At 71.2% G+C, this 13,672-nt stretch carries 12 protein-coding genes; 1 reads left to right on the forward strand and 11 read right to left on the reverse strand.

Going from position 1 to position 13,672, the window contains the following annotated elements:
* The first annotated feature begins 94 nt into the window (after positions 1-94).
* On the forward strand, positions 95-1,591 hold the full coding sequence (locus tag ACLWS4_RS17695) for an MFS transporter (RefSeq protein WP_063780197.1): 1,497 nt from the start codon (positions 95-97) through the stop codon (positions 1,589-1,591).
* A 141-nt stretch (positions 1,592-1,732) separates the two neighbouring features.
* On the opposite strand, the gene ACLWS4_RS17700 is transcribed toward ACLWS4_RS17695, so the two are convergent.
* From ACLWS4_RS17700 to ACLWS4_RS17750, 11 genes are all read right to left on the reverse strand, one after another.
* Positions 1,733-3,160 carry a DNA polymerase IV gene (locus ACLWS4_RS17700; protein WP_416874551.1) on the reverse strand — a complete coding sequence of 476 codons (1,428 nt, stop codon included), beginning with the start codon at positions 3,158-3,160 and terminating at the stop codon, positions 1,733-1,735.
* 72 nt (positions 3,161-3,232) lie between these two features.
* Positions 3,233-3,955 carry a SanA/YdcF family protein gene (locus ACLWS4_RS17705; RefSeq protein ID WP_388046396.1) on the reverse strand — a complete coding sequence of 241 codons (723 nt, stop codon included), beginning with the start codon at positions 3,953-3,955 and terminating at the stop codon, positions 3,233-3,235.
* Positions 3,956-4,049: 94 nt separating this feature from the next.
* Positions 4,050-4,694: a MerR family transcriptional regulator gene (locus ACLWS4_RS17710; protein ID WP_049653260.1), complete on the reverse strand. Its 645-nt coding sequence runs from the start codon at positions 4,692-4,694 to the stop codon at positions 4,050-4,052.
* Between the two features lie 223 nt (positions 4,695-4,917).
* Entirely contained in the window at positions 4,918-5,394 is a 477-nt protein-coding gene (locus ACLWS4_RS17715; protein WP_030303568.1) for a bifunctional nuclease family protein, read from the reverse strand.
* A 97-nt stretch (positions 5,395-5,491) separates the two neighbouring features.
* Positions 5,492-6,187, reverse strand: a complete 696-nt coding sequence (locus tag ACLWS4_RS17720; protein WP_198959445.1) for a MerR family transcriptional regulator — start codon at positions 6,185-6,187, stop codon at positions 5,492-5,494.
* A 179-nt stretch (positions 6,188-6,366) separates the two neighbouring features.
* Positions 6,367-6,909 carry an FHA domain-containing protein gene (locus tag ACLWS4_RS17725; protein WP_049653265.1) on the reverse strand — a complete coding sequence of 181 codons (543 nt, stop codon included), beginning with the start codon at positions 6,907-6,909 and terminating at the stop codon, positions 6,367-6,369.
* A gap of 568 nt (positions 6,910-7,477) precedes the next feature.
* Complete coding sequence (locus ACLWS4_RS17730; protein WP_416874556.1) at positions 7,478-8,374, reverse strand: DUF881 domain-containing protein; 897 nt, start codon at positions 8,372-8,374, stop codon at positions 7,478-7,480.
* 283 nt (positions 8,375-8,657) lie between these two features.
* The gene (locus ACLWS4_RS17735) at positions 8,658-8,990 is read right to left on the reverse strand and encodes a small basic family protein (RefSeq protein ID WP_030062488.1); all 333 of its coding nucleotides are present in this window, start codon (positions 8,988-8,990) and stop codon (positions 8,658-8,660) included.
* Positions 8,987-10,066 (reverse strand): DUF881 domain-containing protein, encoded by a 1,080-nt coding sequence (locus tag ACLWS4_RS17740; protein WP_416874552.1) that lies wholly within the window; start codon positions 10,064-10,066, stop codon positions 8,987-8,989. Before ACLWS4_RS17740 ends, ACLWS4_RS17735 begins: the two co-directional genes overlap by 4 nt.
* Before the next feature lie 196 nt (positions 10,067-10,262).
* The gene (locus ACLWS4_RS17745) at positions 10,263-12,758 is read right to left on the reverse strand and encodes a mannose-1-phosphate guanyltransferase (protein ID WP_049653268.1); all 2,496 of its coding nucleotides are present in this window, start codon (positions 12,756-12,758) and stop codon (positions 10,263-10,265) included.
* 124 nt (positions 12,759-12,882) lie between these two features.
* Positions 12,883-13,503, reverse strand: a complete 621-nt coding sequence (locus ACLWS4_RS17750; RefSeq protein WP_049653270.1) for a CDP-alcohol phosphatidyltransferase family protein — start codon at positions 13,501-13,503, stop codon at positions 12,883-12,885.
* Between the last annotated feature and the right edge of the window lie 169 nt (positions 13,504-13,672).

A 13,672-nucleotide genomic window follows, 5' to 3' on the forward strand; every position in this document is an offset into this window, starting at 1 on the left:
TTTGCCAAAACTTAACCACTCGATATTTGACACTCTGAAGTATCTCCCTGCATGGTTACTTCAGTTCATTCACTATGTACGGGAGGAAGCAACCGTGAGTGAGGCACCACAGCCCACCACCGCGGCCGAGAAGCAGAGCAGCGCCCGGGTCCTGCCGGCCCTCATCCTGGCGATGCTGTCGTTCAGCGTGGTGCAGACCGCGGTCGTCCCGATCCTGCCCTCGCTGGCCAAGGAACTGCACGTCTCCGCGTCCAGCGTCACCTGGCTGATGACCGCCAACCTGCTCTCCGCAGCCGTGCTGACTCCCCTCCTGGGCCGCTTCGGCGACCTCCGGGGCCGCAAGCCGATGCTGCTGATCTCGCTGGCCGGCCTGGTCGCCGGTTCGGCGCTGGCGGTCAGCACCCACTCCTTCACCTGGCTGGTCGTCGCCCGTGTCCTCCAGGGCGCCGGCGGTGGCGTCCTGCCGCTGGCGATCAGCATCGTCCGTGACGAGCTGCCCAAGCAGAAGGTGACCGGCGGCGTCGCCGCCATCAGCGCCTCGATGGGCGTCGGCTCCGGCCTCGGCCTGGTCGCGACCGGTCTCCTGCTGGAGCACTGGAACTACAAGTCGATCTTCTGGATGGGCCTGGTCTTCGGCCTGATCGCGATCGCCCTGGTCGCCTTCCGCGTCCCGACCGACCCGGTGACCGACAAGGAGGGCGGCGCCGACCCGCTGGGTGCCCTCACCCTGGCCGGCTGGCTCTCCGCGCTGCTGGTCGCGGTCAGCCAGGGCAACCACTGGGGCTGGACCTCCAACAAGACGCTCGGCCTGTTCGCCGTCGCCGCCGTGGTCGCCCTGATCTGGGGGATCATCGAGACCAAGGTCGCGCACCCGCTGGTGGACATGAAGATGATGGCCCGTCCGGCCGTTGCCTTCACCAACGTGGCCGGCCTGCTCATCGGCTTCGGCATGTACGGCTCCTTCATGGTCATCAGCAACTTCGCCCAGACCCCGGAGAAGCTGACCCACTACGGCTTCACCGCCAGCGTGCTGCACGCCGGCCTCCTGCTGCTGCCGTCCGCGATCGGCTCGATGGTCGCCGCCCCGGTCGGCGCCCTGCTGATCGCCCGTCGCGGCCCGCGCCTGCCGCTGGTCCTCGGTGGCGTCCTCGGCGCCATCGCGATGGCCTACCTGGCCGTGCGCCACGGGCACGAGGGCGACATCTACACCGCCTCGGCGATCTTCGGTCTCGGCGTCGGCCTCGCCTTCGCCGCGATGCCGGCCTACATCAACGGCGCCGTCCCGGTCGAGCAGAGCGGTATCGCCAACGGCATGAACTCCGTGCTGCGCACGGTCGGTGGCGCGATCGGCACCGCCGTCATGGCCGCCATCCTGACCGGCGACACCATGAAGCTGCCGCCGCAGATCCCGCTGTCGCTGCCCACCCTGGACGCCTACAAGCACGCGTTCTGGACCGCGGCCGTGGTCTGCGTCGTCGCCGGCGTCGTCCCGTTCCTGATCCGCGGCACCAAGTCGGCCGCCACCGCGACGGTCGTCGGCGGCTCGGCCCAGCAGGACTCCAGCCCCGAGCTGGTCAAGACCGACGCCTGACGAGGCGTCCGGCCCCCGCGCTCAGGGACAGGGCGCGGGGCCCGGTCCCCGTACATCGTGAGGGCATCACGAACGCACGGGGTCCGGCACGGTGATCGGCCCCACCCGGTACTCCCCCACCGGGTGGGGCCGCTTCGCGTTTCAGGCTCCTTCCCCCGGCCCGCCGTTCCCCTCCGACGCACCGTCCGGCCCCTCGTCCGCACCCGCGTCCCGGCGCAGCGGCAGCGGCCGGGACGGTTCGAGCGCCGGGTCGTCCACCGCGAAGGTCCGTACCCGCCCCGGCCCGTCCCACGGCGTCTCGAACCGTACGGTGACCCTCCCGACGCCGCTGCCCTGCACCCAGCCCGGACCGAACTCCTCGTGCCGGACGTCCTGTCCGGGCACCCACCGCCGCACCACGACGGCCTCCGGCTCCGCCTCGGGCTCCTCGGCCTCGGCCGCCGCCTCAGCGTGCTCCGCGGCCTCCTCCCGCAGCGCCTGGGCGAACAGGTCCTCCTGGGTGTAGTCGGCGAGTTGGGCGACGCCCACGCCGAGCAGCCGGACCCCGCCGGTGATCTCCACCTGCTCGGCCAGCCGGCGCGCGGTCGCGGTGATCACCGCCTCGTCGTCGGTGGGCCCGCCGAGCGTCTCCGAGCGGGTCAGCGTCGAGAAGTCGAACCGCCGGACCTTGAGCACCACCGTCCGCCCCGAGCGCCCGGCCGCCCGCAGCCGCCGTACGCACCGGCCGGCCAGGGCCTCCACCTCGCGCAGAACCCGTTCCCGGTCGGCCAGGTCCACCTCGTAGGTGTCCTCCACCGACACGGACTTGGCGTCCTGGTCGGCGATCACCGGCCGCTCGTCCAGCCCTATGGACATCTGGAAGATCCCGGCGCCGTGCGCCCGCCCGACCAGCTGCACCAGCTCCGCCTCCCCCGCCTCCGCGAGGTCGGCCACCGTGCTCAGCCCGGCCCGGCGCAGCACCTGTTCGGTGGCCGGCCCGATCCCGGGCAGCGCCCGCACCGGCATCGGGCCGAGCACGGCCCGCTCCTGCCCGGGCTCGATCATGACCAGTCCGTCCGGCTTGGCCTGCTCGGAGGCGATCTTGGCCATCAGCTTGGACCCGGCCGCCCCGACCGAGCCGGTCAGCCCGGTCAACCGCTGGATGTCCGCCCGCAGGTCCTCCGCGAGCGCGAGGACCAGCCGTTCGCCGGTCTCGTGGTCCGCCTCCAGCAGTGCCGGTCCGTACGGGCCTGCCTCCAGGTCCACGAAGGCCTCGTCCAGGCTGAGCGGCTGCACCAGCGGGGACAGCTGCCGCAGCAGCCCCATCACGATCTCGCTGTTCTGCCGGTAGGCCTCGAACCGCCCCGCCAGGAAGGCCGCGTTGGGGCAGAGCCGGCGCGCCTGCGCCATCGGCATCGCCGAGTGCACCCCGAACCTGCGCGCCTCGTACGAGGCCGTGGAGACCACCCCGCGTCCGCCGAGCCCGCCGACGACCACCGGCTTGCCGCGCAGGCTGGGCTTGGCCGCCTGCTCCACCGCCGCGAAGAAGGCGTCCATGTCGAGGTGGATGATGCTCGGCAGAGATCGCACCCGCCGATCATCGCGTACGGGTCCGACAGTGCGTACGAACCGGGCCGGAGGCCCCGCTCCCGGCCCCCGTCGCTACTGCTTCGCGGCCTCCGCCAGCGCCTTCGGAATGCCGTCCTCCCGGGGCCCGAGGAACACCGGGTCCGGCCGCAGCCAGGCGTTGGCCGCCGCCTTGCCCGCCCCGGCGACCTCCCGCAGCCCGCCGTACAGCCAGGTCGCGTCGTGCAGTTCCGGCACCCCGACCGCGTACGAGCGGATGCCCGCCGCCTCGCACAGCGCCAGCGCCCGGCGGACGTGGAAGTCCTGGCTGACCAGCACCGCGTGGTCCACCCCGAAGATCCGGCGCGCCCGGGTGCAGGAGTCCCAGGTGTCGAAGCCCGCGTAGTCCCGCACCACCCGGTCCTCGGGAACGCCGTTCCGGGTCAGGTAGTCGTACATCGCGTCGGGCTCGGAGTACTCGACCCGCCCGTTGTCCCCGGTCACCAGGATCGCCTGCACCTTCCCCTCCCGGTACAGGTCCACCGCCGCGACCAGCCGGTGCTCCAGGTACGGGGAGGGCTTGCCCTGGTACAGGCCGGCCCCGAAGACCACCGCGACCGGCGCGGCGGGCGCGCTCTCCACGGTGCCCACCCGGTCCCCCGCGGCGAACCACACCCAGGCGCTCGGCGCCAGCGCCAGCGAGCAGAGCACCGTTCCGACCTGGAACACCCTGCGCTGCGTCCGCCGCTGCCGCAGCCGGGCCCCCAGCAGTCCGGCCCTGCGCCGCAGCAGCCCCGATATACCGGTACCGACTCCCACGTGCCCTCCCTCGATCACGTCAACCGGGGAACACGACGGGGCCGCGGGTCCGAACGGTTCCCCGTCCGGGCCCGCGGCCCCGTCGAACGCCTGCTCAGACCGCCCGGTTGCGCCGCTGGGCCAGCTCGTCGGCCGGGTCGTGCCCGACCATCGTCTCGCCGGTGTCGGTGCGCTCGGCGTGCAGCCGCCCGAGGGTGAGCTCCAGCTCCTGCCAGACCGCTCCGACCGCGATGCCGAAGACCCCCTGACCGCCCTTCAGCAGGTCCACCACCTGCTGCGGCGTCGTGCACTCGTACACCGTCGCGCCGTCGCACATCAGCGTCATCCCCGCCAGGTCGGCCTGGTCGGCGGCCTGGAGGTGGGCGACCGCCACCCGGATGTTCTGCAGCGAGACACCCGCGTCGAGCAGCCGCTTCACGATCTTCAGCAGCAGGATGTCGCGGAAGCTGTAGAGCCGCTGGCTGGTCGACGGGTACGCGGTGCGGACGCTGGGCTCCAGCAGTCCGGTGCGGGCCCAGTAGTCCAGCTGACGGTAGGTGATGCCGGCCGCCGCACAGGCCGTCGGGCCCCGGAAGCCGAGCAGGTCGGACGTCGGGGCCAGCCGTTCGATGGCCGGTTGGCCCGCCTGTACGGCCGGGAACCTGCCGACCCGGGGGAAATCCGTGACGGTGCGAGCGGTGCGCGGCATGTGCACGGCGCACCGGCCTCCCACGGCCGCGTCATCGCCGGTGCTGCTCATGCCTGCCTCCGTCCACTTGTGCTGCGGGCAACCCGACTGCGGGCATCGGCCACCCGGACAGCCACTCCTGACGGTAGGCAGTCCCCTATGACCCGTCAACGATCGCCACGCCGGGCCAGACAAACCACATCACTCAGGAGAGTGGTTTTTCGTGCCCCTAGTGTGGGTAGATGGACGGATTTTGGCAAAACGATGGGCCGAAAGGCCGCACGGTCGGGCCCCGCTACTGCGGGCCGCTGCCGCCGAAGTCCTCGGGCGACACCTGGTCGAGGAACTCGCGGAACTTCTCGACCTCGTCCTCCTGCTCGTCCGGGATCGCGATGCCCGCCTCGGCGAGCACCTCCTCGCTCCCGTAGATCGGCGTGCCGGTGCGCAGCGCCAGCGCTATGGCGTCGGACGGCCGCGCGCTCACCTCGACCCCGCCGGCGAACACCAGCTCGGCGTAGAACACGCCCTCCCGCAGGTCGGTGATCCGGACCTCGGTGAGCTGCTGGCCGAGCGCCTCCAGGACGTCCTTGAAGAGGTCGTGCGTCAGCGGCCGCACCGGCGTCATGCCCTGCTGGGCGAAGGCGATCGCGGTCGCCTCGCCGGGGCCGATCCAGATCGGCAGATAGCGATCTCCCCCGACCTCCCGCAGCAGCACGATCGGCTGGTTGGAAGGCATCTCCACTCGGACACCCACGACGTCGAGCTCATTCACACAGGCAACCCTATGGCTCCGCTCCCGGATATGAAAGCGCAGGGCCGACGCCGCTGGTCAGCGCGGTGCGGCCAGGGCGCGCCGCGGGCGGCACGCGCTATCCGCGCGTCCGCATCCCGGCCTGGACCATGGCCGCGTGCAGCCGTACGGACAGCGTCGCGAGCTCCCGAGCGGTGGCCTCCGCGTGCGCCCTGGTCTGCGGGTTCCGGTGCCGGCGCAACGGCGCCACCACCTGTTCCACCAGCGCGATCTCGCGGTCCGCCGCGGCCTTCATGGCGCGCAGGTGCCGGGGCTCCAGCCCGTACCGGCCGAGCTCCGCGACCAGCCGGGCCACCTGGAGCGCCTCGCCGTCGTAGCCGCCGTCCGGTCCCGGGGCGACCAGTCCGTAGGACTCCCACTCGGCCAGCTCCGGCTCCCCGGCCTCGGCCGCCGCGAGCAGTTCGGCGCGCCCCAGCCGGACGCCGGAGGGCACCTCTCCGCCGGCCACCAGCTCCCGGTCCGCCTCCTCCAGCGGCCCGGGCCGGGTGTCGGCGGCGGAGGGCAGCGCGGGCGGGTTCTCACCGCGCTCGATGGCGTCCAGGTGCTCCCGGATCACCCGCAGCGGCAGGTAGTGGTCCCGCTGCATGCGCAGGACGTAGGCCAGCCGCTCGACGTCGGCCGGGCTGAACTTGCGGTACCCCGAGGGCGTGCGCTGCGGCTCGACCAGTCCCTCCGCCTCCAGGAAGCGGATCTTGGAGATGGTGACCTCGGGGAAGTCGTCGCGCAGGAAGGCCAGCACCGCGCCGATGCTCAGCAGCTCGTCACCGCCGCGCCGGCGGCCGGCGGGCCGCTCAGCCCGGACCGGCTGCCGCGGGCCCGCGACCACCCCGCGTCCGCCGCGGTCCGCCTGCGGACCGGACGGGGTTGGGGTGGCCGCCCCGAGAGAAGAGGAAGGGGTATTCGTATTCACTCGGGCTCCTGCCGACGTCGTTTTCAGTACCCCCGGTTGTGGCCGGCGAAGAACACCAGCCGGTACTTCCCGATCTGCACCTCGTCGCCGTTGTTCAGCGGCACCTCGTCGATCCGCTCCCGGTTCACGTAGGTGCCGTTGAGGCTGCCCACGTCCGCGACGCTGAAGCCGGCCGGGGTGCGGCGGAACTCCACGTGGCGGCGCGAGACCGTGACGTCGTCGAGGAAGATGTCACCCTGCGGGTGGCGACCCGCCGTGGTGACGTCCGAGTCCAGCAGGAACCGGCTGCCGGAGTTCGGACCGCGCTGCACGATCAGCAGGGCCGAGCCCGGCGGCAGCGCGTCGATCGCCGACAGCACCTCGGCCGACAGGGCCGGCGTGGCGCCGGTGCCGGTCGTGGTGGTGGGGTCGTACGACTCCAGGCCGGAGATGGAGATGGTCGACGTGGTCTCCGCCGCCCCCTCCGGAAGCAGGCCGCCGCGCAGCGCCGTGCCGCAGTTGGAACAGAACCGGGCCGCGGCCGGGTTCCGGTTGCCGCACCTGGGGCACGGAGTGGGGCCAGCCATGTTCACAGCCTCCTGGCGCGGCACACCCGACGGGTTGTGCCCGGCGTACGGATCCGGGGCAAACCCTCCACCAGAGGTTGAGGGTCCTGACGGGAAACCTATGCGCGGCTCGCCGGAGGGGTCAACCGACGCGCCGTAGCCCGCCTGATTCCCCGCGTACTGGGCGGCGCCGCCGTCCCGGTACAGCTGCTGACCTGCGTACGGCGCGGCCTCGGGGGCCGGGCGCATGCCCGGCACTGCGGGCTCGTCCTCCGGTCGGCGGTGACGCGCGGTGGGCGCCTCGACGGCGGCGGCGTCACGGCCCTTGTTACGACCGAACAACTTCGAGAAGAAACTCACGGGCGAATCCCCTTGCGTGTGACAGACCCGCCCGCGGGGCAGGGTGAGAACCTCGGACATGCTGCGGGCCCGGTCGTTGCGGCTCGGGCCCGCTGGAGTGGTACTCCGGCGGTTGGTACTGCGGTTGTTGCTCCGGAGCGTACTGGTGCGAACCAGTCTCGCCCATGTGACGGCGGCGCCCCGCAGCGGGTGCCGCCCGCCCTTGACGGGCCGTTCGCCGGGCGCCCCGTCACTTCGAAGCCGGCTTGGCGTACTGCGGCGACTTCGGGTCCACGAGGGCGTCGACGACCACCTTCTGCTGCTGGGCGATCGTCGCCCGCGCCTGGTGGCTCTCCAGCGTGCGGACGACACCTCCCGGGATGTTCAGCGCGGGTGTCAGATCCTGCGGGTTCCCCACGACCGTGAAGCGGTAGGGCTGCGAGACCTTCTTCCCGTCGATCTGCACCCCACCGGCCGACAGGTCGGTGAAGTAGGTGTTGACCACCACGCGCACATCGTTGATCTGAATCGCCTCCGCCCCCGCCGCTCGAAGTTCTTGCAGGGTGTCCAGCAGCATATCTGCCTTCACCTGCCCTTGGGGATCATCGACCGTGAGTACGATGCCCGGACCAGTGGCTTTGACGGTGCCGGCGAGCACGCCGAGCTCCGTCGCCTTCTTCCTGGTCTGCTCCTGGGCCTCCTTGGCCTGGTTGGAGCTGTTCTCCAACTTCGCCAGGGACTGCTCCAACTCCGCCTTCTCCTGCTGAAGACGTTGCTGACGGCTGTCCAGTTCATCGAGGATCCGCACCAGGTCCTCCTGGCGGGCCCCGCGGAGCTGACTGTGGTGGTCGTTGGTCGACCGCACCTGGATCGCCAGCCCCAGGCCGAGCGAGAACAGCAGCAGCGCCACCACCAGCTGGCCGCGCGACAGCCGCGGCGGCCAGAGCGCCGCCTTCAGGCGCCGCCGGCCGGCACTCCGGTCCGCGACGGGCTCGGGCTCGGGTTCCGGCTCGGACCCCGCTTCTGGTGCGGGCTCCGGGCCCGACACGGGCTCAGCGGCAGGCGTGGACTCCGGCTTCGCCCCGGTCTTCGCCCCGGTCTCCGCCTCGGCCCCGGGGGCCGGCTCGGTGACCTTCGTGAGCCGCAGCGTCGGCTCGGGCACCGAATCGGCCTCAAGCTCAGCCTTAGCGTCAGACTTCTCCGCCGAGGCGACGACGGGCTCCACGGCCTCGGCGGTCTCCCCGGCCGTCCCGGCAGCCTCGTCCGCGTCCGCCGCACCGTCCGTCCGAGGTGCGTCCACGACCTCCCGGACGGGCTTCGAAACCGCCTTCTCGACCGCTTCCCCGTCCGGCTCTCCACCCGGCTTCCCGGCGGCCGGCCCGGCCACCGCTGCCTCCCGCCCGTCCTCCGCCGCGGGCTCGCGGCCCGACTCAGGCACGGAAGACATGGCGCCGGATCGCGGCCGCGTTGGAGAAGATGCGGATGCCGAGGACGACGACCACGCCGGTGGAGAGCTGCGAGCCGACGCCCAGCTGGTCACCGAGGAAGACGATCAGTGCCGCGACCACCACGTTCGACAGGAACGAGACGATGAACACCTTGTCGTTGAAGATCCCGTCGAGCATCGCCCGGACGCCGCCGAACACGGCGTCCAGCGCCGCCACCACCGCGATCGGCAGGTAGGGCACGACGGCGTCCGGCACCTCGGGTTGGACGAAGAGGCCGACGACCACCCCGATCACAAGACCCAGTACGGCAATCACGGTCTGGCTGCTCCTGTCCCTGTCGTGGTCTTGGTGGTTCCGGTCGGCGGACGCCGCTTGGCGGTGGAAGCACCGCTGGTCGGGGCCGACGAGGCGGAAGCGGAAGGCGAGGCCGACGGTGAGACGGACGCACCGGGGCTCTCCTGGGTTCCGGCTCCGGCCGGCGCCGTTGCGCCCGCGGTCGCCGGGGGCGAGGCCTCGGGCGTCACCGGCTGCGCGGTCCGCAGCGTCACCCCCACCGCCGCCGGCAGCGTCAGGTTCTTCTGCACGGAGAGCGTCGACTTGATGCCGTACTGCTCCTGGAGCAGCCGCAGGTACTGCCCGGCCATGTCCTTCTCGAAGGCGGTGAGGAGCTTCGAGCCATCCCCGATCGCCTGGATGTTGTACGGCGGCACCAGCGGCCGGTTGTCCACCAGCACCGCCTCGCCAGCGGCCCGGATCGCGGACAGCGCGGTCAGCCGCTGGCCGTTGATCGCGATCGCCTCGGCCCCGGATCCCCAGAGGCCGTTCACCACCAGCTGCAGGTCGCGGTCCCGCAGCCGGCCGCTGTTGGAGAAGCCCTGCCCGGCCCTCGGGTCGACGTTGCCGCCGCTGCCCGTGCCCGCGGCGTCCTCCAGGACCAGCTTCACGCCCGGCCCGGTGACCTGGCCCAGGCCCACGGCCCCGCTCACCCCGCCGGGATCGGCGTCGCCCGAGGCGAGCGCCTGCTGCTGCGTGCTGTCGACCTTGAGCCGCAGCTCCTGCACCTGCTTCTGCAGCCGGTCGGCCGAGGTGTTGCTGTCGTTGATCCGGTGGATCAGCGCGTCCCGTTCCTTGGCCAGCGAGGGCTCGGCCTTGTGCGCGTTCACCGCGCCCACCGTCACCACCGCGCCGACCAGCGCCAGCCCCGCCCCGAGCGTCAGCAGCCCCGGCAGGGTTCTGGGTATCCGGCTGTCGCGGGCACCGCCGCGCGCGGCGGCCGCCTCCGCGTAGCCCTCGTCCAGGCTGTGGTCCATCACGTTGGTCAGCAAGGACATCGAGGCGTCCGGGCGGTTGTACCGTCCGTTCGGGGCACTCGGCGTCGGCGTCGCTGGCATGGAGACCATCGTCCCATGTCGTCGAGGGGGCCCGTGCACGGCCCCTGAGCTGCACACACGCTGCACACATGACGGAATGTGACGGAGTATTCCGAATGATGTGAAAACGGACAGAGGGGCGCGCGGGTCACACCGCGCGCCCCGCCGTCCGAGGCGGTTCCGAGCTCAGCTCCTGATCGTGCTCAGTCCCGGTCCGTCACCGTCCCGCCCCGTCGACCACGGCCGCCCACTCGTCCAGCAGCGCCTCGGTGGCCTCGTCATCAGGGCCCTCCGCCCAGAGGTGGGTGACCGCCTCGGCCGGGTCCGGGAGCACCAGCGTCCAGCGCCCGTCCGCCTCGACCACCCGGACGCCGTCGGTGGTGTCCAGCCGACGGCTGCCGGCCGCCTCCACCACCGAGCGCATGACCATGCCCTTGGCGGCCCACGGCGTCGCGATGTCCCGGCGCCGGATGTGCGCCTGCGGGATCCGGGCGTCGATCTGGCTCAGCGTGAGCTGGGTCCGCGCCACCAGGCCGACCAGCCGGACGAACGCCGCGGCGCCGTCCAGCACCCCGCTGAACTCGGGCACCACGAAGCCGCCGCGCCCGTCCCCGCCGAACACCGTGCCCTCGGCGGAGGCCGCCTTCGCGAGGTCGTCCGGCGTCGTCGTGGTCCAGATGACCTGGGTGCCGTGGTACGCGGCGACCTGCTCGGCGATCCGGGTGGTGGTCACCGGCAGTGCCACCTGCCCGCTGCGCCGCTCGGCGGCGACCAGGTCCAGCAGCACCAGCAGGGCCCGGTCGTCGTCGATCACCCGCCCGAGCTCGTCCACGAACGCGACGCGCTCGCCCACCGGGTCGAACCGCACCCCGAAGGCCGCCCGCGAGGAGGCGACCAGCTCACCGAGCCTGGCCAGGCCGGCCCGCCGCGTTTCCGCGTCCTCGGTCGGCCGCGCCTCGTCCAGCCCGCTGGAGACGGTGAGCGCCTCGACCCCGAGTCGGCCCAGGATGCTCGGCAGGACGAGGCCCGCGCTGCCGTGCGCGGTGTCCACGACCACCTTCAGCCCGGCCTCCCGCACTCCGGTCGTGTCCACCGTCCGCAGCAGGTTTCCCGCGTAGGAGTCGAAGACGCTGGAGGGGAAGGTCAGGTCCCCGATTTCACCGGGGAAGGCCCGCCGGAACTCCTGGCGCGCGTAGACGCGGTCGAGCTTGCGCTGGCCGGCCTGCGAGAGGTCCGCCCCGCGCTCGTCGAAGAAGAGGATGTCCAGCGAGTCCGGCACACCCGGTGTGGTCCGCAGGAAGATCCCGCCCGCGCTCCCCCGCGCCGTGTGCTGCCGGGCCACCGGCATGGGCACGTTCTCGAGGTCGCGGACGTCGATCGCGGAGGTCTGGAGCGCCGAGATCATCGCCCGTTTGAGCGCACGCGCACCACGCGAGTGGTCACGCGCGATGGTGACGGTGGCACCCTTCTTCAGCGTCGTCGCGTACGCCCCCGCCAGCCGGACGGCCAGCTCCGGGGTGATCTCGACGTTCAGGATGCCCGAGACGCCGCGGACCCCGAACAGGTGCTCCTGGCCGCGCGACTCCCAGATCACCGAGGTGTTGACGACGGCGCCGGCCTCGATGGTCTTGAACGGGTAGACCCGGACGTTCGCCCCGATGATCGACTCCTCGCCGACCAGGCACTCGTCCCCGATCACCGCGCCGTCCTCGATCCGCGCGGCCCGCATCACGTCGGTGTTCTTGCCGACCACGCAGCCCCGCAGGTTGCTCTGCGGCCCGACGTACACGTTGTCGTGCACCACCGCCCTGTGCAGGAACGCGCCGCGCTTGACGACCACGTTGCTGCCCAGCACGGTGTGCTCGCGGATCTCCACGCCGGCCTCGACCTTGGCGTAGTCCCCGATGTACAGCGGCCCGCGCAGCACCGCCTCCGGGTCCACCTCGGCGCCCTCGGCGACCCAGACCCCCGGGGAGATCTCGAACCCGTCGAGCTCGACGTCGACCTTGCCCTCCAGGACGTCCGCCTGGGCCTTGCCGTAGCTCTCGTGGGTGCCCACGTCCTCCCAGTAGCCCTCGGCGACGTACCCGTAGACCCGCTTGCCCTCCTTCAGGAGCTGGGGGAAGACGTCACTCGACCAGTCGACGGACTCGCCCGCCGCGACGTAGTCGAAGACCTCGGGTTCCATCACATAGATACCGGTGTTCACCGTGTCGGAGAAGACCTGCCCCCAGGTCGGCTTCTCCAGGAACCGCTCGACCCTCCCCTCCTCGTCCGTGATCGTGATGCCGAACTCCAGTGGATTCGGCACCCTCGTGAGACAGACGGTGACCAGAGCGTTCTTACTGCGGTGAAAGTCGATCAATTCCGAGAGATTGAAGTCGGTCAACGCGTCACCGGAGATCACCAGAAAGGAATCGTCCTTGAGCGCGTCCTCGGCGTTCTTGACACTCCCCGCAGTGCCCAGTGGCGTCTCCTCGTGGGCATAGGTCAGATGCATGCCCAGCTCTTCGCCGTCACCGAAATAGTTCTTGACCAGCGACGCCAGGAACTGCACGGTGACGACGGTGTCGGAGAGGCCGTGCCGCTTCAGCAGCCGAAGCACGTGCTCCATGATCGGCCTATTGGCGACCGGAAGCAGCGGCTTCGGCATGCTGGAGGTCATCGGGCGGAGTCGGGTGCCCTCGCCCCCTGCCATTACAACGGCTTTCATTACGGGTGCGTCCTCCTTCGCGGTGGTGGACCGGCAGGTCCATCAAAGCGTTCCAGAAGGTTCTCTACCCGGAAGGTATCGTCCGACGCACCGAGGAGGCGTGGGGCTTCTCTCAGATCACGTCTCAGACTGTGGACGCCGGGCCCGCGGTGCTCCCCCGGACGATCTGCCGCGCCTGGACCGCGTAAAGAATCGCGGCCCACCAGTACAAGGTCGTCCCCCACCAGATGAACGCCCAGCTCACCACCTCGGCCGGCCGGGCGATCCAGCTGTCGACACTGCCGAGCAGCAGAAGCGGAAACGCGTACATCAGATTGAAGGTCGCGGCCTTCCCCAGAAAACTCGTCTGGAGCGGTCCGTAACCGCGCCGGGCCAGAATCGGCAGCAGGCCGGCGATGAATGCCTCACGGGCCAACAGGATCGCGGTGAGCCACCACGGCAGAATCCCACGCCACGTCAACCCGACCAGCGTGGACAGCACGTACAGCCGGTCGGCCAGCGGATCGAGCAGCTGCCCCACCCGGCTGATCTGCCCCCACCGGCGGGCGAGCTTCCCGTCCAGGTAGTCGCTGATCCCGCTCAACATCAGGATCAGCAGTGCCCAACCGTCATTGTTGGGCCCGTCGAAGACCGGCCACAGGATGAGCCAGAGGAAGAGCGGAACACCGACCAGCCGGCCCATGCTCAGCATATTGGGGATGGTGAGGACGCGATCGGTCTGGACCCGCGTCTCCTGGACCTCCACCCGGGGGGCCTCCTGTCCCGTGTGACGACAATTGCATGTTGACCCTACAACAGAGAAGCCCCCGACCGGTTCACCCGGCGGGGGCTTCTCTAGAAGAATTGTTCGGCGGCGTCCTACTCTCCCACAGGGTCCCCCCTGCAGTACCATCGGCGCTGTAAGGCTTAGCTTC

It is taken from the genome of Kitasatospora sp. SC0581 (assembly GCF_048159585.1).
Taxonomy (GTDB): domain Bacteria; phylum Actinomycetota; class Actinomycetes; order Streptomycetales; family Streptomycetaceae; genus Kitasatospora.

Coding starts and splice junctions, on each gene's coding strand:
- ACLWS4_RS17740 (WP_416874552.1), bottom strand. CDS start 10,066: ATGCCAGCGACGCCGACGCCGAGTGCCCCGAACGGACGGTACAACCGC.
- ACLWS4_RS17725 (WP_049653265.1), bottom strand. CDS start 6,909: ATGGCTGGCCCCACTCCGTGCCCCAGGTGCGGCAACCGGAACCCGGCC.
- ACLWS4_RS17745 (WP_049653268.1), bottom strand. CDS start 12,758: ATGAAAGCCGTTGTAATGGCAGGGGGCGAGGGCACCCGACTCCGCCCG.
- ACLWS4_RS17710 (WP_049653260.1), bottom strand. CDS start 4,694: ATGAGCAGCACCGGCGATGACGCGGCCGTGGGAGGCCGGTGCGCCGTG.